Annotated in this window: 25 protein-coding genes; 13 read left to right on the top strand and 12 right to left on the bottom strand. The window is 44.9% G+C overall.

Annotation, left to right across the window (positions count from 1 at the left end):
* Nucleotides 1-12 precede the first annotated feature (12 nt).
* Complete coding sequence (locus tag MPET_RS06585) at nt 13-603, bottom strand: NTP transferase domain-containing protein (RefSeq protein WP_013329235.1); 591 nt, start codon at nt 601-603, stop codon at nt 13-15.
* Nucleotides 604-605: 2 nt separating this feature from the next.
* Nucleotides 606-1,565: a pyridoxal phosphate-dependent aminotransferase gene (locus MPET_RS06580; RefSeq protein ID WP_013329234.1), complete on the bottom strand. Its 960-nt coding sequence runs from the start codon at nt 1,563-1,565 to the stop codon at nt 606-608.
* A 239-nt stretch (nt 1,566-1,804) separates the two neighbouring features.
* Between MPET_RS06580 and MPET_RS06575 the strand changes: the two genes are divergently transcribed.
* The 4 genes from MPET_RS06575 (at nt 1,805) to MPET_RS06560 (ending at nt 5,656) form a co-directional block, all read left to right on the top strand.
* Nucleotides 1,805-1,984, top strand: a complete 180-nt coding sequence (locus tag MPET_RS06575) for a ribbon-helix-helix domain-containing protein (protein WP_048131031.1) — start codon at nt 1,805-1,807, stop codon at nt 1,982-1,984.
* Nucleotides 1,985-2,038: 54 nt separating this feature from the next.
* Nucleotides 2,039-3,211: a cell division protein FtsZ gene (ftsZ, locus tag MPET_RS06570; RefSeq protein WP_013329232.1), complete on the top strand. Its 1,173-nt coding sequence runs from the start codon at nt 2,039-2,041 to the stop codon at nt 3,209-3,211.
* A gap of 366 nt (nt 3,212-3,577) precedes the next feature.
* Entirely contained in the window at nt 3,578-4,441 is an 864-nt protein-coding gene (locus tag MPET_RS06565) for a coiled-coil protein (RefSeq protein ID WP_048130730.1), read from the top strand.
* 63 nt (nt 4,442-4,504) lie between these two features.
* Nucleotides 4,505-5,656 carry a DUF373 family protein gene (locus MPET_RS06560; RefSeq protein WP_013329230.1) on the top strand — a complete coding sequence of 384 codons (1,152 nt, stop codon included), beginning with the start codon at nt 4,505-4,507 and terminating at the stop codon, nt 5,654-5,656.
* 425 nt (nt 5,657-6,081) lie between these two features.
* Here MPET_RS06560 and MPET_RS06550 read toward each other — a convergent pair whose 3' ends face one another.
* From MPET_RS06550 to MPET_RS06520, 8 genes are all read right to left on the bottom strand, one after another.
* Nucleotides 6,082-6,537, bottom strand: coding sequence for a hypothetical protein (locus MPET_RS06550; RefSeq protein WP_013329229.1), 456 nt, complete (start codon nt 6,535-6,537; stop codon nt 6,082-6,084).
* A gap of 57 nt (nt 6,538-6,594) precedes the next feature.
* Complete coding sequence (gene albA, locus MPET_RS06545) at nt 6,595-6,864, bottom strand: DNA-binding protein Alba (protein WP_394295953.1); 270 nt, start codon at nt 6,862-6,864, stop codon at nt 6,595-6,597.
* A 16-nt stretch (nt 6,865-6,880) separates the two neighbouring features.
* Entirely contained in the window at nt 6,881-7,900 is a 1,020-nt protein-coding gene (gene asd, locus MPET_RS06540; protein WP_013329227.1) for an aspartate-semialdehyde dehydrogenase, read from the bottom strand.
* 51 nt (nt 7,901-7,951) lie between these two features.
* Entirely contained in the window at nt 7,952-8,125 is a 174-nt protein-coding gene (locus tag MPET_RS14820; RefSeq protein ID WP_013329226.1) for an indolepyruvate ferredoxin oxidoreductase subunit alpha, read from the bottom strand.
* An 81-nt stretch (nt 8,126-8,206) separates the two neighbouring features.
* Complete coding sequence (gene dapB, locus MPET_RS06535; protein WP_013329225.1) at nt 8,207-8,968, bottom strand: 4-hydroxy-tetrahydrodipicolinate reductase; 762 nt, start codon at nt 8,966-8,968, stop codon at nt 8,207-8,209.
* Nucleotides 8,961-9,836, bottom strand: a complete 876-nt coding sequence (gene dapA, locus MPET_RS06530; RefSeq protein WP_013329224.1) for a 4-hydroxy-tetrahydrodipicolinate synthase — start codon at nt 9,834-9,836, stop codon at nt 8,961-8,963. Before dapA ends, dapB begins: the two co-directional genes overlap by 8 nt.
* A 6-nt stretch (nt 9,837-9,842) precedes the next feature.
* Nucleotides 9,843-10,034: a 30S ribosomal protein S17e gene (locus tag MPET_RS06525; protein ID WP_013329223.1), complete on the bottom strand. Its 192-nt coding sequence runs from the start codon at nt 10,032-10,034 to the stop codon at nt 9,843-9,845.
* Nucleotides 10,035-10,043: 9 nt separating this feature from the next.
* Nucleotides 10,044-10,598, bottom strand: coding sequence for a thiamine-phosphate synthase family protein (locus tag MPET_RS06520; protein WP_013329222.1), 555 nt, complete (start codon nt 10,596-10,598; stop codon nt 10,044-10,046).
* 105 nt (nt 10,599-10,703) lie between these two features.
* Between MPET_RS06520 and MPET_RS06515 the strand changes: the two genes are divergently transcribed.
* Nucleotides 10,704-10,886 (top strand): hypothetical protein, encoded by a 183-nt coding sequence (locus MPET_RS06515; RefSeq protein WP_013329221.1) that lies wholly within the window; start codon nt 10,704-10,706, stop codon nt 10,884-10,886.
* A gap of 4 nt (nt 10,887-10,890) precedes the next feature.
* On the opposite strand, the gene MPET_RS06510 is transcribed toward MPET_RS06515, so the two are convergent.
* Both MPET_RS06510 and MPET_RS06505 read right to left on the bottom strand, forming a co-directional pair.
* Entirely contained in the window at nt 10,891-11,934 is a 1,044-nt protein-coding gene (locus MPET_RS06510) for a DNA primase large subunit PriL (protein WP_013329220.1), read from the bottom strand.
* A gap of 2 nt (nt 11,935-11,936) precedes the next feature.
* On the bottom strand, nt 11,937-12,680 hold the full coding sequence (locus MPET_RS06505; RefSeq protein WP_013329219.1) for a DNA polymerase sliding clamp: 744 nt from the start codon (nt 12,678-12,680) through the stop codon (nt 11,937-11,939).
* Between the two features lie 248 nt (nt 12,681-12,928).
* Here MPET_RS06505 and MPET_RS06500 point away from each other — a divergent pair, with 248 nt between their 5' ends.
* From MPET_RS06500 to npdG, 8 genes are all read left to right on the top strand, one after another.
* Complete coding sequence (locus tag MPET_RS06500) at nt 12,929-13,528, top strand: RlmE family RNA methyltransferase (RefSeq protein ID WP_013329218.1); 600 nt, start codon at nt 12,929-12,931, stop codon at nt 13,526-13,528.
* Nucleotides 13,512-14,396 (top strand): GTP 3',8-cyclase MoaA, encoded by an 885-nt coding sequence (gene moaA, locus MPET_RS06495; RefSeq protein ID WP_013329217.1) that lies wholly within the window; start codon nt 13,512-13,514, stop codon nt 14,394-14,396. Before MPET_RS06500 ends, moaA begins: the two co-directional genes overlap by 17 nt.
* A 48-nt stretch (nt 14,397-14,444) precedes the next feature.
* On the top strand, nt 14,445-14,954 hold the full coding sequence (locus tag MPET_RS06490; protein ID WP_013329216.1) for a hypothetical protein: 510 nt from the start codon (nt 14,445-14,447) through the stop codon (nt 14,952-14,954).
* A complete protein-coding gene (locus MPET_RS06485) occupies nt 14,951-16,135 on the top strand; it encodes an ArgE/DapE family deacylase (RefSeq protein WP_013329215.1) in 1,185 nt (394 codons plus the stop codon). The genes MPET_RS06490 and MPET_RS06485 overlap by 4 nt, the downstream gene beginning before the upstream one ends.
* Before the next feature lie 105 nt (nt 16,136-16,240).
* Nucleotides 16,241-16,510 (top strand): winged helix-turn-helix domain-containing protein, encoded by a 270-nt coding sequence (locus MPET_RS06480; protein WP_013329214.1) that lies wholly within the window; start codon nt 16,241-16,243, stop codon nt 16,508-16,510.
* 20 nt (nt 16,511-16,530) lie between these two features.
* Nucleotides 16,531-16,836, top strand: a complete 306-nt coding sequence (locus MPET_RS06475; RefSeq protein ID WP_225353857.1) for a transcriptional regulator — start codon at nt 16,531-16,533, stop codon at nt 16,834-16,836.
* 248 nt (nt 16,837-17,084) lie between these two features.
* Nucleotides 17,085-17,978, top strand: coding sequence for an Mrp/NBP35 family ATP-binding protein (locus MPET_RS06470; protein WP_013329212.1), 894 nt, complete (start codon nt 17,085-17,087; stop codon nt 17,976-17,978).
* A gap of 120 nt (nt 17,979-18,098) precedes the next feature.
* Complete coding sequence (gene npdG / locus MPET_RS06465; RefSeq protein WP_013329211.1) at nt 18,099-18,749, top strand: NADPH-dependent F420 reductase; 651 nt, start codon at nt 18,099-18,101, stop codon at nt 18,747-18,749.
* Nucleotides 18,750-18,962: the final 213 nt, after the last annotated feature.

Below are 18,962 nucleotides of genomic sequence, written 5' to 3'. Positions count from 1 at the left end.
TTATATTTTGCATCATTGCCCGAATCTGTCTTTTTCAATAAATTTGAGGAAAGATTCAAAATCTTTTTTGCAATTTACATTATAAGCAAGTTCAGGTTTTCTAAAGAGAAAACGGTACTCATCCTGGGCATCCCCCGCCATCGAAGCATCGATGATATTCAGACCAACCGGACATGCAGGACAACTCTCAACATCTTCAACATAAGATGGAGTGCACCCGGCTTCAATGAAATATTCTTCCGGGACCCATACGGACAATGCCGGTTTTTCTTTTAACTGGTATGTTTCAAAAACCTCGCTGATTATGTCGGCAGTAATTCCCGGAAGATCGGATACGCAGGAAAATACAGGACCTTCCGGAGACGTTTCTCTTATACATTCGAACAGATCCTCGACATATCCTGTGCCTGAAGCGTTATAGAAATCATAACCCATTGCTCTGCACCAGTTTTTCGTCATAGGTACGAGATGCGAAGTAATTACAAGGATATCACAGCCTGCATCTATGAAGGCTTCTGCAACATACTGCAGCATCGGCTTTCCTAAAACTTTAACCAGCGGCTTTTCACCCATGTCAAGCCTTGAACCCGCACCGCCGGCCATGATCAAAGCAAGCAGGACTCAATCGCCTCCACAAGCAGTTGATTTTCGTCTCTTTTCCGGACTGCTATCCGGACACAATCGGGAAGGCCAAAGGAAGTGCAGTCCCTGACAAAAATATCATGATTTAACAGTGACGCTGTAAATTCAGATGCAGGAACCGGGCATTTCAGGAGAATATAATTTGTGCTTGAAAGAAGATATTCGAGACCGAGATCTTCAAATTTATCATAAAGCCACTTTTTTTCAGAAATTATCTTTACTCTGGAATCTTCAAGTTCGCCGTAATGCTTCATTGCCTCGATACAATAAGCTTCTGCAAATGAATTCACGGTCCATGGAGTTCTTACAATCTCAATCTTTTCTATAAGTTCGGGTTCTCCCACTCCGAACCCGAAACGGATGCCTGGGACAGCGAATGATTTTGTAATCGACCGGCTGATAAATGCCTCTGGTTTCCTGCAGCCGATAAGGGTTTCATCTGTATCCGAGAGATCCATAAATGCCTCGTCGATAAACAGGAGCCGCCCTTTTTCATACTCTTCTCCGGCAATCTCAAGCATCTCATTTTTCCGGATTAAAGAGCCTGTAGGGTTGTTGGGGTTGCAGATTACCCTTGCCGAATAATCAGGAGAATTCAAATCCACGCATGACCCCCCTGCAAGAGTCACAGAGAGCTGGTATTCTCCGAATGTATGCTTATTGAGGGCAACCTTTTCCCCAGGATTGAGAACTGTATGGAAATATGCTCTTATAATTTCAATCGAACCGTTGCCGACGCATATTTCATCAGGATCGCATCGGAAATTGCGGGCAATTGATTCTTTCAGTTCGTAATAGGAATCATCCGGATATTCTGCTATAGAAACCGACGAAGGGTCCCAGTCAATTTCCGGGGGATAAGGATTCAGGCTGGCGCTGAAATCAAGGAGATCCTTAGAGGGGTTTTTATTTTTGATCTGCATGGCACCCCCGTGCTTTACTTTGGACAAACTTCCTGATTTCAGACCAATATTCCTCCTTTTTAGAAATAATTGGATTTTCAGGGATAAAATTGTTTGTTGGCAGACGGTGCCATAAACCGATTAGTATTTATACAATGGATGTATATTCTATCAATGTCAGAATAAGTCTGACAAATGAACGACAAATGTCAGACAAAAAGCAGACAATTGTCTGTCAAATGTCAGACATAGTGATTTCAATGATGGAACGAGTAACGATAAGACTGCCTCCGCAACAGGTAGCAATGCTGGAAAAGCTTGTCGATGCCGGGGAATTCCCCACGGTATCAGAAGCTGTCAGATATGCAGTCAGGGACTTAATCGAAAGGCATGCAAATCGTGTGATAAGAGACAGCGAGCAGATCTCGTTTGAAATGTAATTCTGATTTCGGAGGATTCGGAATTAAAATTTGAGGAACAGGAGGAATTTGAAAATGCAGAGCATTATTAACGAAGCACTAAAACACGCTGAATTTGAACAGAATTATAAGAAGCCCGGGGTCATCGGAGATGATGATTTCGTAGGTCAGCCACGCATCGTCATCGTCGGCTGCGGAGGTGCAGGCAACAACACCATCAACAGGCTTTACCACATGAAGGTCAAGGGCGCTGAAACCATCGCAGTCAACACCGACAAACAGCACCTTGAGATGATCCAGGCTGACAAGAGAGTCCTTGTCGGAAAGTCACTGACAAAGGGTCTTGGAGCCGGGGGTTTCCCGGATGTCGGAAAGAGAGCGGCCGAGATGGCACGTACAACACTTGAAGGACTTCTCCAGGACGCAGACCTCGTATTCGTAACTGCAGGAATGGGCGGCGGAACCGGCACTGGTGTCGCACCGGTCGTAGCACAGATTGCAAAGGAACAAGGTGCAATTGTTATCGGAATGGTAAGCTATCCGTTCCAGGTTGAGAAGGCAAGACTCATTCGTGCAGAAGAGGGACTTGAAGCTCTTTCAAATGCGGCCGACTCGGTCATTGTTCTCGACAACAACAGGCTGATGTCATTTGTTCCCAACCTGCCCCTTGGCCAGGCATTCTCTGTAATGGACCAGCTTATCGCAGAGACCGTAAAGGGAATTTCAGAGACAATAACCGAACCGTCACTGATCAATATCGACTACGCAGATGTCAGGGCGATCATGAGTAAAGGCGGAGTCGCAGTAATGCTTGTCGGTGAGAGCAAGCAGCAGAACAAGTCAGAAAGTGTAGTCCATGAATGCCTGAACCACCCGCTGTTGGATATCGATTACAGGGGAGCGACAGGCAGCCTCATCCACATAACAGGCGGCAGCGATCTTACACTCTCCGATGCTGAAGATATTGCAAGCACACTGACATATGAACTCGACCCGCACGCAGACGTCATCTGGGGTGCCCGCATCAACAGTGAATTTGAGGGCAAAGTAAGAGTGATGGCAATTATGACAGGTGTCAAGAGTGCACAGGTTCTCGGACACAGCCAGGGAATGAATGCATCATCCATAGCGCAGGGGCCGTTCGAGCGGAATACTGCACGCACATCATCACAACCACATACAATGTCCGGCGGAAGAAGGGCAGCAATGGAACAGACATCCGGCGGACTTATAGATTTCATAAGATAAAGCCATATCAATTCCTGCTGTTGCCAAAACGGGAATTTCAACCCGGCAATATTTATTTTTGGCAGGCAGACAGATAATTCCTATTCTGAACCGAAGGCACATATTTACATAACATTTATTAATCACTAATTCTCATAATAGAGAGATAACTGTGTAATCCAAATGTGGATCACATAGCTGAATAATGCAGAATCTTTTGATGATTCTGATGGACAGGGAGTTGAACAACGAAAAGCTTGATGAACACGGATTATTTTCCGGAAAATGACTTTTGCTTCGTTAATCTTAGACTCACTTTCCAAAGACATCGGCTATGCATAATCGATTTCAGGATTAATGCAGACTGGTTTAAGGATTGAGTTTACCATGTTAAATGAACTGATTGAGAAAAGAAAAAAAGTTCTTACCGACTCGGAAGAACACAAAGAAAAAAGAAATGAATTAAATGCTCTCGCAAGCACCTTTGCACGTGAGAGAAATCAGCTGAACGGGCAGACAAGGGAATTTGTCGATGAAGCCCAGAAGAACAAGGATCTTCGCGATGAAGCCAACAAGGACGTTCACAGACTCAAAGATGAGAGAAATGTCCTTAACGAGAAGGCAAACGCTCTCTTTGAAGATATCGACAAATACAAAAAAGAGCACGGGCCTGTAAGCAAAAACCGCGGTATAAAGGATCTTCACAAGCAAATCGACAAACTTGAAACAGATCAGCAGACCCGCGTCCTTACCAAAGAGAAAGAACGCGAGATAATCGAAAAAATTGAACAGCTCAAATCCCAGATCAGGGAACAGGAAGACGAATTTGAGCAGAACAAAGAGATTCACGTCAAGCTTCAGGAAGCCCGCGACCTCCGCAAGACAGCATCCGACCTTCATGACAAGGTAACAGAAAGTGCAGAACTTGCGCAGAAATACCATGACATCATGGTGGAATGCTACCGGAAAGCCGACAAATCCAGGGAAGCAGCAGACGAGTCCCACAAGAAATTCGTAGAGGCCCAGGAACAGGCAGATGAAGAGCACCAGAAGTTCATCGGATGCCAGAAGGAGATCAGGGACTTCGACAAGGTTATCGGCGGACTCAGAAAGAAAACAAAGAAGACAAAAGTCACGAAAGAGCAGAAAGCAGTACGCAAAGAGGCAGAACAGGTCTTCCAGCAGTTCAGAAGCGGAGAAAAACTCACGACAGACGATATATTGCTCCTCCAGCGTGCAAAATTACTTTAAATCACTCTTTTTTTCTAAAAATATCAGGCACTTATTTATACCTCCGAATTGATTTCTAAATAGATGGAAAACATCAGGACACTGATACTTTGTGTCGATCGGGACGACGATATAGGGTTTAAAGCAGGAGTGACATCTCCCCCCGTAGGAAGGGAGGAATGCCTGACCACTGCCGAAAAACTCGCAATAGCAGATCCCGAAGATTCTGACGTTAATGCGATATTCCAGGGAATAAAAACATATGATGAATTAAAGGGTAAAGGCGAGGATGTATATATCGCAGTTATCGGCGGCAGTCATACCAATATGCTTGAAGGCGACAGAAGAATCTCTCACGATCTCGGAAAGATTGTATGGGATTTCGAGATCAACGAATGCATTCTGGTCACCGACGGTGCGGAGGACGAATTTATCCTCCCTGTAATACAGTCCACGGTTGATGTAAAAAGTGTACAAAGAGTAATAGTAAAACAGATGCCTAACCTTGAAGGAACATATTACATCATCAAAAAACTGTTTGACGACCCGGAAATTGCCAAAACAATTCTGGTACCTGTAGGCCTGGCAATGCTTCTTTATGCTGTTTCAATTCTGCTTGGATATCCGGGTATCGCAGTCGTCATAGTAGTTGGCGTGCTGGGGCTGTATCTTTTATTTAAAGGGTATGGAATCGATGAATATTTTGAAATTACACTCAGATCCCTTCAATCGTCATTTTTCGGAGGGAAGTTTACCTTTGTTGCATATATTGCGGCATTATTCATAGGCATAATGGGAATAATTATCGGACTTACAACCCTTCTGGAATGGTATTCATCCGAACAGGGAATCCTTTTCTATGCCCTTCTGTTTGTATATGGAGCCATATGGTACTTCACGGCATCTGCACTCATCGCTTCAATCGGAAAAATAATTGATATATTCCTCAATGAGATCAAGTCTTTGGGAAGATTTATAGCAATTCCTTTCTTTGTCCTGGCAATCGGAATTATTGCTTACGGCGCATGCGTCTATACTATTGCAATAAGTACTGACATGGAATTTCCCGTTCTTGGAGGCAACAGCATAAAATTAATTATATATACCACCCTGGGAGGCCTAATCTGTGCCGGATTCGGAATTTATCTTCAGAAATATGTTACGAAATGGACAAAAAAACTTTCTTTGGCAAAGAAGAATCCAGAGAAGAGTTCTGATAAAAATAAAGCATTCTAAATTTTCTTATTTTTATATGATTTATTTGGAATCGATAGCAGGTTATTTGATTTGCCTTCTTCCATGAGAAAGTAAGCGAATATGCTACTCAGACAGATTTTGGTTTCTATGCCCGGGATTTCAAAAGTGATATTAAACCGTGTTCGTGGATCTTTTTTGCGTTTAATTCCGGACAACATAATGTCGATACTGTAGTTATGCCTGACCCGCCGGGTCAAAGTTTACGTCAGGGCAATCATACAGGATAAAAGAAACATATCGTCCATATCTCTTATTCGCAGTATTGTGCAATTTAAAGATGTCTAGGAAGAATTAAAAGGATAATGCAAGACTTTTTAGAATACCTGATTGAATCTACTTAAGGACTTCCATAGAGATATGGATGTATGAACGCATCTGTCCAAACGATAATATTGAAAAAGGGATTAAGGAGCCTCGTAGAAGTACCCGATGCCGGGGAATTCCTGTACCGACTCAAATGTCTTAGAACTATCCTGCGCTTTTATAGTCAGGTTGGGGATCTCCGTCTTGAAGGTCATTTCAGGGAACCAGTATGTTCCTTCTCCATAATTATATGAATGAATATCTGAGGCAAAACTCGCATGATTCATCCCGACAGATTCAAAACTGCAACTATCAAGATCGAATATTTCGCATAATTTTTGTTTCAAATCATTTTTCCCGAGCAATAGTACAAGGAAATCCACATTGTCATCCACCTGATAAGTAACATTGAATGTGGCTTCATCCAGATCAATTACATCAATTGCTACCGATTCCACCTGAATATAACTATAACGGCCCATCGTTTCATTCGCCATTACCGGAGACACGAGAAATACGGCGAATAGTATGACCAGAACCGGAAGCAATTTTTTCATCAGTAAATGTAATCAATCAGGCAATATAGTCTTTATGGTTAAAAGTTAAAAAGAGGGTTAAATCCTTTTTAAGGTAATTTCAATGCTCGAGACATTGGTCTTACCGCTTTCAGTATCTACAATCTCAGTAGAGGTCAGAATATCAGATTTCTGCACATTTTCCAGAAATCTGTTCAGGGCGATCTCCGCCGTATCCACAGCCCTGGAAATCGCCTTCCCTCTCGCCTTTACCGATACTTCCTCTGCACCCTGATTGAACTGCGTCACTACTGCAAGAACATAGTTCATAACAGGTTTGTTTCCTACGAACACTGTGTTGTCTGACACTGTAACCATCTCCTCTTCAGAGAACTTTTTTGCTGACGGCCAGTTCCGCATTCATTACCGAAGCTCCGGCTGCTCCACGTATGGTATTATGGCCCATTGCTATAAATCTTAATCCCTCGCGCACACGTCCTACCGAGACGGTCATGCCATCGCCGCGACGGCGATCGAGCCTGGGCTGGGGGCGATCCTGCTCTTTATCAAAGAAATGGATCGATTTGGTCGGCTGTGTAGGAAGACCGGAAAACGGCGCCCTGTAATTTCTGAAATCGTCCTTTATCAGATCAGGCTCCTCTTTAACATCCGCCCATATAGCCAGCGTGTGGCCATCTATTACAGGAACCCTGTGGCAGCTGGCGCTGACGGAAAATCCGGCATTTTGTATGACAGATCCATCCAGGCGCCCCATGATCTTCAGGGGCTCCGTTTCCATCTTTTTTTCCTCTGAACCGATGTACGGAACGACATTGTCATAGATCTCCATCGCCGAGACTCCCTGAAAGCCTGCTCCTGAAATTGCCTGCATCGTTGCGACGCGGACATCGCTGAAACTGCGGTTCCTGATAGGGTTCAGTGCCATTACCATGACAATTGTCGAACAGTTAGGGTTCGTAACGATGAAACCGTCACGGCCCCTGTCACGCTGGACGTCGATCAGGCCGAGATGATCGGGATTTACTTCGGGTACTACAAGAGGAACATCCACATCCATCCTGTGGGAGGATGCATTGCTGAAAACGCCAACGCCCGCATCTGCAATGGCGGTCTCCAGTCCTCCGGCAAGGTCGGCGGGAAGCGCGGAAAAGACCAGGTCGAGATCTTTTACACAGTCTACAGTAGTATCTTTAACAATTATTTCTCCCGCACTTTCCGGGAACGGTTCATCAAGCCGCCAGTTAACGGCATCACAGTAACTCTTGCCCGCACTTCTTTCAGAGGCGGTTAGTGTCTGCAGGTTAAACCACGGATGATCGGAAAGAAGCTGAACAAACCTCTGACCTACAGCCCCGGTCGCACCAAGTACTCCTACATTGATCATGGATTAGAAAAGGATAGGTTAACTTAAGTATAAAAGGATTATTTTCCTTTTTTACTCCATGTGGATTGCCTCTGCAGGGCACTCATCCACACAGGATTCACAATCTACACATGCATCAGCGTCAACGACGGCAATGCCATCCTCCATATTAATTGCTTCAGAAGGACAGACATCTACGCAGGTTTCACAGCCTGTGCATTTATCAGCGTCTACAACTGCTACCATTTTTAAAAACCTCGAAGAAAGTATGCCTATTAAAGAAAAATAAAGTTTCGATTGTTATCAACGAAAAAAATGTATTATTATTCAAAGATTAAGCACGTCGTTCATCGAATAAACGGCAGGACTCTTTCCATAGACCCATCTTATTGATCGTAATACGCCGTGCGCAAACACTGCGCGATCAGAGGCCCTGTGGGAGAGTTCGATCACTTCATTGTTGCCTGCGAAAAGAACGGAATGGTCACCTACGATATCGCCTCCGCGGATGACATGAACTCCGATCTCGTTGCCTCTCTCTCCGACCATGCCCTTCCGGCCGTACATTTCCTCCCTGTCGCCGACTTCCTGTTTGATGATATCGATTATCGTGTTCGCGGTTCCGCTGGGTGCGTCCTTTTTGAAATGGTGATGAGCCTCGATGACTTCGATATCGTAATCGCCAAGCCTCTTAGCAGCCTCCCGCACAAGTTTCCAGAAGATATTGACCCCGACACTGAAATTGCTGGATATCACGGCAGGCACATTTCCTTCGATCATTGAATTGATCTCGCTGCGCTGTTCGGGGGTAAAGCCCGTGGTCCCAACTACAAGCGCCACTTTGTGCTTCGAGGCGGCACGGATATTTCCAACCGCAGCGGAGGCGATCGTGAAGTCCACTATTACATCAGGTTTCTTCTCCTCAAGGAACTTTTCAATCTCTGTGGACGGAAAAACTTCAACACCAAAAGTACTGCCCGCTTTTACATCCACTCCGCCTACAAGCTCCAGGTCGTCAGATTCATCCACCATCTTTCCTATAGTCTGCCCCATCCTTCCGAGGGCGCCGCATATTGCAACTTTAATCATAAATGCTCAGAACCTCCTTCAATGAATTAACCTTCTCTTCCTCAAGGTCGTCAAGCGGGAGCCTTAAGGGGCCTGCCGCCATTCCCCGGAGTCCGACGGCCTTCTTGACAGGTATCGGGTTCGTTTCTATGAACATCCCCCTGAAGAGAGGGCCCATCTCGAAATGTATCTTTCTGGCAGCCTCAAGGTCTCCTGCCATGAATTTTTCATACATGGAAACCATACGCCCTGGTTCGACATTCGCGGCCACGCTTATAACCCCTGTCCCGCCTATTGCAAGAAGGGGCAGAGTCAGCATGTCGTCACCGGAGATCACATCAAAGTCCATGTCGATGGTTCCCTCGATGATCCGGGACATCTGCGAGAGATCGCCGGATGCCTCTTTGATCCCTACGATGTTCGGGTTCTCCGCCAGCTCGATTATAAGATCGGCAGGAAGATTCTGTCCCGTTCTTCCGGGCACATTATAGATGACAACAGGGATATCCAGATCGGCAAGCGTGTTGTAATGCTTGACAAGCCCGGACCTGTTGGGCTTATTGTAATACGGGCTAAGTACCAGGACGCCGTCAGCCCCCTGGTTCTTTGCAGCTTTGGTAAACCTTACCGCTTCCACGGTGTTGTTGGAGCCGGTTCCGGCAAGCACAGGCACCCTGCCGTTTGCCGTATCAATAGCCCTCGAGGTTACTTTCTCGTGCTCCTCAAAAGTAAGCGTTGCCGATTCGCCGGTGGAGCCACACGGAACAATTCCATGAACTCCCTCTGAAATCAGGAATTCAATATTGGAAGATAACCCGTCCAGATCAAGATCCCGATTCAGGTTATCCCTAAAAGGAGTAATTAGTGCCGGATAAACACCCTCAAACATGAGGATTTATATGTTTTTTCTTCTATTAACTTTTCTCGTCACTGCGCCTGCAATTCTGTTGCGGACACGCTTTGAGCTTATGATTGCAACTTCGGATACTGCCAGTTTGTTCTCGTCGAAACTTCCAGTAAATTTATCTCCGTGCTTCTCAAGAAGTTCAAGACTTGTCGCTTTGATGTATGTCGGTTTAATTGCCATTTACTTTACCTACAATATTTTATCATTTATGCGTTCTGAGAGCATAAGAATATTATTGACAACAGAGGCAGGATCTTCACCGAGAATTCGTATCATAGGCTCTTTTCCTACTGCACCCAGATCATATATTACATCGGGCACGTCATCCTCGCTACAGCATGATGCAACACCCCAGTCCATCGTACTTACACCGGCAGGCTCTCTGCCCCGATCGAACGACCGGATCTCAAGCGGCATATCTTCCAGTACCTTAAGGATCGCATCGGAATACCGGACGTTTGCGGCGGCCCTCATCTCAGGATCGTATTTCATTGCCGTAATTATAATCCGGGCCACATGATCGCTTGCACCCATCTTAACGTCCCCTACAGGAAATACGGCATCTCCTTTTCTGACGATTCTGCCCTCCACTGCTGCAACGTCACTGACAGATGTCGCATCAGAAATCGCGAACCCTATGTTCATTCCGACTTCCGGTATCAGTTGGGGGTTCATGTATTCCGAGATCTTTCCGACCGCCTTTTGAACCGCTTCGATTACTTTCTCTTTTCCGTCCGGGCCCATGATAATTATATGGTCATTATACTTTATTTCATGACAGGTCGCCGGAAATGAGATGACGGGAATTCCTACCTATCATTAATAAAGGGAATTTACCAATATGTATTCATGAATTCGGTCGTACTGGATGTATCTGTTGCTGCAGCAAGCCTTATCGTGTTAATACTTGCGGTATTTGCCCTTCCGATGGTTTTACCGGCAGGATATGCAACACTTCTCGCACTAATATTATTCATGGCATGCATGAGCGCAGGCGGATATTTAATCAGCAATACCTATAAGGCTCAATAAAAGATCAGGAATTTTCTTCTTTATTTTGACTGCTTTGAGGTTTTTCCTCATTATATGCAGGACTGTTCTTCAGGGCCTTCTTTCTTGCCCTGTAATATGACAATGGATGGCTGATATTTTTGCAGTACGAATCCCTGTTTACGCATAATCCGTACGTCTTCATAGTCGGGCATGACGGGGGTGTATACTCGGTTCCTCCGCTACCTGAGATATGCTCGACCTGGTACATCGTTTTTTCCACATCGAAATCAGGAGCGCGTGTATAGACCTCAACGATCTGGGTGCTGTCCATACCGATTACATGCATGAATGCCGTGAGTGAGAAGCGGGCGGTATGAGGGATATTCGTTCCTTCGGTAACTGCATTGATTATGGCTTTCATGCACGGGGGGAAAGAGTCTTCATCCACCTCCCCGAACTGCTCCAGGAGCATCTCCTGGTAACCTGCGGAAAGTTCGTCGGTAAGGGATTTGAGCATGACGCAGATCTCTTCACCCACCTTGAGGGGGAGTTGATCCTCGAGCATCGTCCTGATTCGCTCTTTTATCAGTTCATCATACTCGCTCTTATCGATCTTTACAAAACCTGAGCCAACATCCCTGTTTATCAGCCTCCATTTCGAATCGTGCAGAGCCGTGCAGAGGCCGATATAATCGATGACAGGGATCCGGTTCTCATCAGGATTAAGGCCGACTACAGAGGCTATGTAGTTTTTTTTATCCGGCACTTCAGCCTGGAGAAAAAAAGAGGCCCTTTCAGATTCATAGCGGCATAAACGGCCGATAAGATTTCTTTCACTCAGGCAGGAGATCAGGATCCTTGCGAATGCATATGACAGGATCTCCCACTCGGCCATATCGAGCCGGACATCATCGAAGTTGTAATCGAATTTTATTGCTTTCTCAACCCTTTCAGCGCCTTTTTTGACAATGAAGGATTTCTTACCGATAAGAGAATCGATAGAGTAACCACTTTCGCCGACAAGTTTCTGGGCTTCTTTTAAAAAAGGATATTTTGCAAGGTCTTTCTTGTCGAGCTCAACCGGCATCTTCAGTCAGCTTCAATACGCGGCGCAAGAAGATATTCTACATGCCCTTTTCCGTCTGCGATGCTGAATACGAATTTTACAGGGTGATCCACACCTATATGAATCTCTACCTGATCGGATTTGCCCATAACCCTTCCAAGGTCTTTCAGGTAATCCAGTGAGAACAGAGATCTTGCCTCCGCCGGGATAAACGAGACAAGGTCCTCTTTTGCAAGCTCATAATAGATGTGGTCCATATCCCCATCTGCCTCCATATAGAAGACTCCCTTGTCGGGATTGATGCCGAAGGCGATCTTGTCCGAGACAAGTGCGGCCGCTTTGATCGAATTGTTAAGCGCCGTACCCGATATTACGACCTTTCCCGGAAGACTTATCGACGGAGGGTTGGGATCCTTGCGTACCGTATTCACATCCAGAAGCGCAATGGAATATTTATAACCCGAAAAAGACATCTCCATCTTGTGGCCTCCTTCAGGAAGTTCAAGAGAAAGGATCTCGTCTCTTTCCATCATCGCAACGATATTCTTCATCTTATTGATGTCGACCCCGATCTCGTTCTCAGTGGCATTGTAAGAAGTAAATGCATTGGACGAGAGTTCGAGAGATACCATTGCAACGTTGGCCGTGTCTACGGCACGCATCTTGAAGCCTTCAGAGCTGACGTGCATGCGGCATTCAGTAACCATTGCGGCCATTACATCTATTAATTCCTTAAAGATACCTGTGTTAATTGCTGCTTTTAACATATTATACCCCGTAATCCTGAATGTTAAGATTAAACATATAGTGTTTATCCGTACATTTATTATATTATTCTTAAATTAGGCAGAGAAGAGAAATATATTTTGATTGGTTTTCATGTAAAAGATCGGATTCGATATGAAAAAATGATGAAAAAAGTATGGTGATATGCCATGCACTTTCATTATGCACATATTGAATGATTTATATGAAGTGCTGACAAAATTTAAATTATACTTTAATCAGGAGAATTATGGGATCTCAGTGGGGAAAGGACAAATATTACAATAAATCCAGATCCGAAGGCTATCGTTCAAGGGCTGCGTATAAGCTTCTCGATATCCAGAAGCGGTTCGGCATAATCAGGGATGACGACAATATCGTCGATCTGGGTGCTGCGCCTGGAAGCTGGATGCAGGTGCTGCGCGATATGACCTCAGGAGCTATTGTAGGCGTCGATCTGAATCCAATCGCCCCAATAGAGAATACAATACAGATAACGGGAGATTTCACAACTGAAAAAATACAGGAAAAGATCATTTCGCATATTCACGAGGTGAATGTAGTGGTATGCGACGCATCTCCCAAACTTTCCGGAAGCAAATCATACGATCAGGCAAGAGCAATAGGACTCAATCATGAAGCATTCGAGTTCGCCCGCAGGGTCCTTAAGCCCGGCGGGAACTTTGTCATCAAATCCTTCCAGGGGGAGATGTTTTCGGAACTGCTGAACGATATCAGGGAGTCTTTCTACTCCGTGAAGGTCTACAGGACGACAGCGTCACGCAGGGGGAGCACGGAGACATATATCATCGCAAAAAATTTTAGAGGATACCATGGAGCACCTGATTGATCGCTACAACAGGCCGGTTACCAATCTCAGGATAAGCCTTACTCCTAAGTGCAACCTGAAATGTTCATACTGCCACAGGGAAGGAGAAAAAAAATCCGGCGGGGAGATCTCGAAAGAGGACCTTCGCGAGATCTTCAGTGTTGCGGAGCTCTTCAATATAAACAGCGTGAAGCTGACCGGCGGAGAACCGCTTCTCAGGAAGGATATCTGCGAGATCATCTCCATGATCCCTGAAAGCATGCAGTCTTCACTTACAACAAACGGCACTCTTCTTGCGGATTGTGCACATGAACTAAAACAAGCTGGCCTGTCAAGAGTCAATGTAAGCATAGACAGTCTGAACAGGGAGCGCTATAAAGAGATAAGCGGCGTGGACTCTCTTGACAAAGTCCTGGCAGGTATAGATGCGGCACTGAAAGAGGGCCTTACCCCAGTAAAACTTAATGTCGTGATGCTTAACGGGATAAACGACAGCGAGATCGAAGACTTCATAGAATTCGCAAAAACAAAAGAAAACCTGATACTGCAGTTTATAGAACTGATGGATTTCAGCAGTGGCGAATGCAAAGGATTTGACATCAATAAGCTTGAGGAGGATCTTAAAGCCCGGTCCAAAACCATAATTACAAGAAGGATGCACCACCGGAAGAAATACTGTCTCGAAGGGGCCGAGATAGAGATTGTAAAACCGATGCATAACAATGAATTCTGCTCTCACTGCAACCGGCTCAGGATCACGTCGGACGGTTTCCTGAAACCGTGCCTTCTCAGGAACGACAATCACATCGACATAAGGGGAAAACGCGGCAGGGAGATGGAAGACCTCTTCAGGGCCGCAGTCGATGCGAGGGAACCTTTCTTCAAATAGAATGCTCATTTGCAAAAATATTTTTGAATTGTAATCCAACTGGTAGATATGCTTCTTGAAAAGAATGAATACCACCATGTTCTGGATGTTTTATACAGCAAATCTCTTGTCCTTGAATCCGTCGGGGACTTCAACCAGGTACTATACTTCTACTTCATAGATGCAATAGCACATATCGATTTCTCGGTCTGCATCCTGGCATATAATTACCACAATGTCAGAAACAAGATGAATATGGAATATCTCAGGTGGAGAATCGATGAGGAGAAGAAAGGAGACAGGGCATTTTTCCCTGAATTTATCAACTGGCTGAAAGAGAATCATCCTGAAAAGTTTAGCTCACTCCCTTCGCTGTGGAGAGAGATCTACGACAACTCGACTCCTGCAGGATACAGGAGTTTCAGGATCTCAATCGATCCGGGCAGCAACCAGCCCACGACCACAAACCAGTTCCTTGTCTGGATCGAGGAGTTCTTCTCGAAAGATTTCATCAAGAGTATCTACAAAGGCGCCTCGCTCGATCAACTCTTCAATGAATTCATGGCGACGAAGAGATGAACGAAAGACCCGATGTTGTGAAATTATGTTCGGAGCTTGTAAGGATTGATAGTGAAAACCCTCCGGGCGATACATCGGCAGTTATTGATTACATACAAAACATTTTTGAAAATTTTGATATTCCGTTTCTGAGAACCGATCTTCCAGGTGGAAAAAGCAACATTCAGACAGTTCTCCAAAATCGTCCGCTCCTGCTCTTAGGCCATGTCGATGTGGTTCCTGCCATGCCCGACGGGTGGGAATATGATCCCTTCTCCGGTAAGATCGTCGACGGGTACATCTTCGGGCGCGGTACAGCGGATATGAAGGGCGGTTGTGCTGCAATAATAACGGCATTTATTGATAAGTGGTTAGAAAACCGGGATATCCCTGCCAACCTTTGTTTCGTCTGTGACGAAGAGTCCGGCGGACCGTCCGGGACCAGACACCTGATCAGGGAAGGTCTTTTACAGCCCTGCGATTGTCTCATTGCAGAATGCACGCCCTCTCTTCATCCATCCATAGGACAGAAAGGAATCCTGAGAATGAGGATCGAGTTCAACGGAGAGCCGGGACATGGTTCTCTTTACCCGGAAGTGGGAGTCAGTTCGATAGAAAAAGCACTTGAATTCGTCTGTCATGTAAGAGAAATAAACAGGAGGACATACCCGGTTTCAGAAGAATTCGATTGTATTATTAAAGAATCCGGGAAAATTATCGGGAAAGCGACAGGCATTAGTTCAGTTGAAAACATTTTGAAGAAAGTAACGTACAACCCCGGAATTATCAGGGGCGGAGAGAGGGTGAATATCGTTGCACAGAAATGCTGTCTCGAACTTGAAATGAGAATCCCATGGGGATGCAGTCCGGAGGAACTTCTGGAAGAGCTGGGTTCGATATGCACCAGTGACAGGATAACGGCAAAAGAATTCTCATGGCCGACGTATACGGATGAAAATTCCGATATTGTCAGGATAGCTCTTGAGAATATTCAAAAGGTATACAAAGATACCCCGTCTCCTTTTGTACAATGGGCGGCTACGGATGCGAGATTTTTAAGGAAAAACGGATTCAATGTCATAGAATACGGACCCGGCGAGATTAATACGCTGCACGGTGTAAACGAAGCGGTTTCAATTGAAGAATTAAAAAAGTCCGTAGAAGTGTATAAAGGAATTATTCAGTATTACACAGGGGAATAATAATTAGAAATTCGTGGTTATTTTTTTGAATTTGTTAATTTGATTAATTTAATAACTTCCCGGATCTACGAAAATTATATATGTTAACAGCGTTAACTATGTATCATGGTAGTTGTTAACGCTGTGAACAAAACAGGGCTTCCGCCTTCCGCAAGGATCCTGATGAGACTCCTTGATGACGGAAAGCCGCGAACGTTTAAGGACATGACAAACGAAGCCGACATAGCACCCCGTACTATACGCTATGCATTGAAGCGCTTAAAGGAGAAGGGCCTTATCATCGAGAAGTTCAACTTCCGTGACGCAAGGCAGGTTCTTTACCAGAAGAAAGAAGTGCCAGAACTTGGAGATTCTCCGGATGTGGCTACGGTATGAACCTGCCCCCATGTGATATAATGACCTGTGACGAGGTGGTTAGAAATTATCTTCCGCAACTCCGTGCAGAACTTGTCTGCCGCCTCGTCGAAGAAAAAGGCATATCCCAGGCAAAGGTGGCAAAATGGATGGGCATATCCAGGGCAGCAGTGTCCCAGTACATGAGCAGAAAGCGCGGGTCCGGAGAGATCTATATTAGTATGGACTTAGATGACATTATCGAGTCGTGGGCTGACGGAGTGATAACAGGCGAAGGTTCAGTTACAATTTGTGATATATGCCGGTGCGTCCAGAAAGTTAACCAGATTACCAGAAAGCCGAAATAGAACCTCTTTAAATTAAAAATACCTGCAATTCTAAAATTATAAAATACAAATTACATCACTGTAAAAAGTGTGATTTCCTTTAATTTTGATCCTTTGAACAACAGAAATTGCATGAAACGTGAGTGAAATAAATACAAAATATTATTCTGCCGTAAATTCAAAAATAATTGAAACATCTGGCAAAATTGATAGCTTTATGGATTCTGAATAAAAACATTCATTATTCTGACATATGGAGTGGAAATATAATGACAGAGAATAAAGAAGAGTCATCATGCGACGGACAGTGTTCATCATGTCCTTCTGCAGCAAACTGCAATGATCCCCAGAAAGCGGCTTCAGGAATTCAGTCCAAAGTCCAGATGAACGTAAAGAACGTTATTCTTGTCCTGAGCGGGAAGGGAGGAGTCGGAAAGAGTACTGTAGCAACGAATCTTGCGATGGCGCTTTCGAACAAGGGATACAACACCGGCCTTGCCGACTTGGATATTCATGGCCCCAATATCCCGAAAATGCTCGGAATCGAGGACCAGAAGCTCGGATCATACGACGGAAAGACCATAGAACCGGTGAAAGTTTCAGGGAAGCTGGGTGTAGTTTCGATGGCATTCCTCCTGCCCGATACATCAAGCCCGGTCGTCTGGAGGGGCGCTATGAAGAATACTGCCATAAAGCAGTTTCTTGAAGATGTCAACTGGGGAGAACTTGACTATCTGGTAGTGGACCTTCCCCCGGGAACCGGGGATGAAGCACTTTCAGTCGCCCAGCTTGCCCCGAATATTGCAGGTGCCGTTATAGTGACAACACCACAGGATGTCGCAATTCTCGACTCGTCAAAGTCCGTCAAGTTCATTGAAAAACTCGGACTGAAGGTTCTCGGAATAATCGAGAATATGAGCGGACTGGTCTGCCCCCACTGCGGCGATGTAATCGATCTCTTCGGAAGAGGCGGCGGAGAAAAAGCTGCAAAAGAGCTCAACGTTCCATACCTCGGGAGCATCCCGATCGATCCTGATATGAGGATCGCAGGTGACGAAGGGAAGCCGTTTATTCTCAAAAGAGACGGGAGCGAACAGAACAAAGTCACATGGCAGCATGTCGATGAAGTAATGGAAAATATTCTTAAACAAATCGATAATTAATTTTTTTCATCTCAGAATTTCACAGGGATTTTTTCGCCAAACTCCGATAACAATCACTGTTCCCGGTTAAATAGAGAAATATTATCATATTCTCAAATACAACCATATTCAGGTATTATCATGAAGATTGGCATTATCGGAGGTACGGGCGACATTGGTGAGGGTCTTGCGCATCGCCTTTCGCAGAATCATGAGATCTACATCGGCTCACGCGACAAGGACAAGGCGTGCGAGACAAGCGAATGCATGATCAAAGCCCTTTCGGAAAAGGGTATAAGCGCCCACTGCCAGGGAGTAACCAACCAGGATGCTGTCGACATGGGCGATATCGTTGTCATATCCGTCAATTACAGGCACCTTGAATCAACGATAAAATCCCTGACAGGATTTGAAGATAAGATAGTAGTCACTCCGGTTAACCCGATTGGAAAAACAGATCATTTCTACTATGACCCACCGGAGGAAGGCTCGGCGGCACTTGCAATTAAAAAAATGCTTCCTGAGAGTGCAAAGATCGTAGGAGCGTTCAACAATATATCTGCACAAAAATGGAAGAAACTCGATGAAGTTCTGGATTATTCAGTCGCAGTATGCGGCGATGATCTTGCATCAAAGAAGATCGTTATGGGCCTTGTAGAAGAAGTATCGGAACTTACCGCATATGATGCAGGCCCTCTTGAGTCTTCTTCTATCATCGAGAGCATCACCCCACTGATACTTAATATCGCGAAATACAACAATATGAAAGACGTAGGAATTAAATTCTACTAATTTTTTTGTTTTCCCACCAACTATAGAAATATATTTTGCAATTTTTACATTACAATAAACTATATAGAAAATATTATAAGCGTCAGAAAGAAGATGTTTGTATGCACTCGTGTAAAGCATGAGTGATGGTGCATGCTAAAACATGCTTTTTTCAGGGAAAACTTGAAATCCTGAAAGTTTAAGGTATACTTATCGCAGGTTTAGTTGTAATTC

This window comes from Methanolacinia petrolearia DSM 11571 (assembly GCF_000147875.1).
Classification (GTDB): domain Archaea; phylum Halobacteriota; class Methanomicrobia; order Methanomicrobiales; family Methanomicrobiaceae; genus Methanolacinia; species Methanolacinia petrolearia.
The sequence above is the reverse complement of the archived record's forward strand: the minus strand, read 5'-3'. Positions and strand labels throughout refer to the sequence as shown.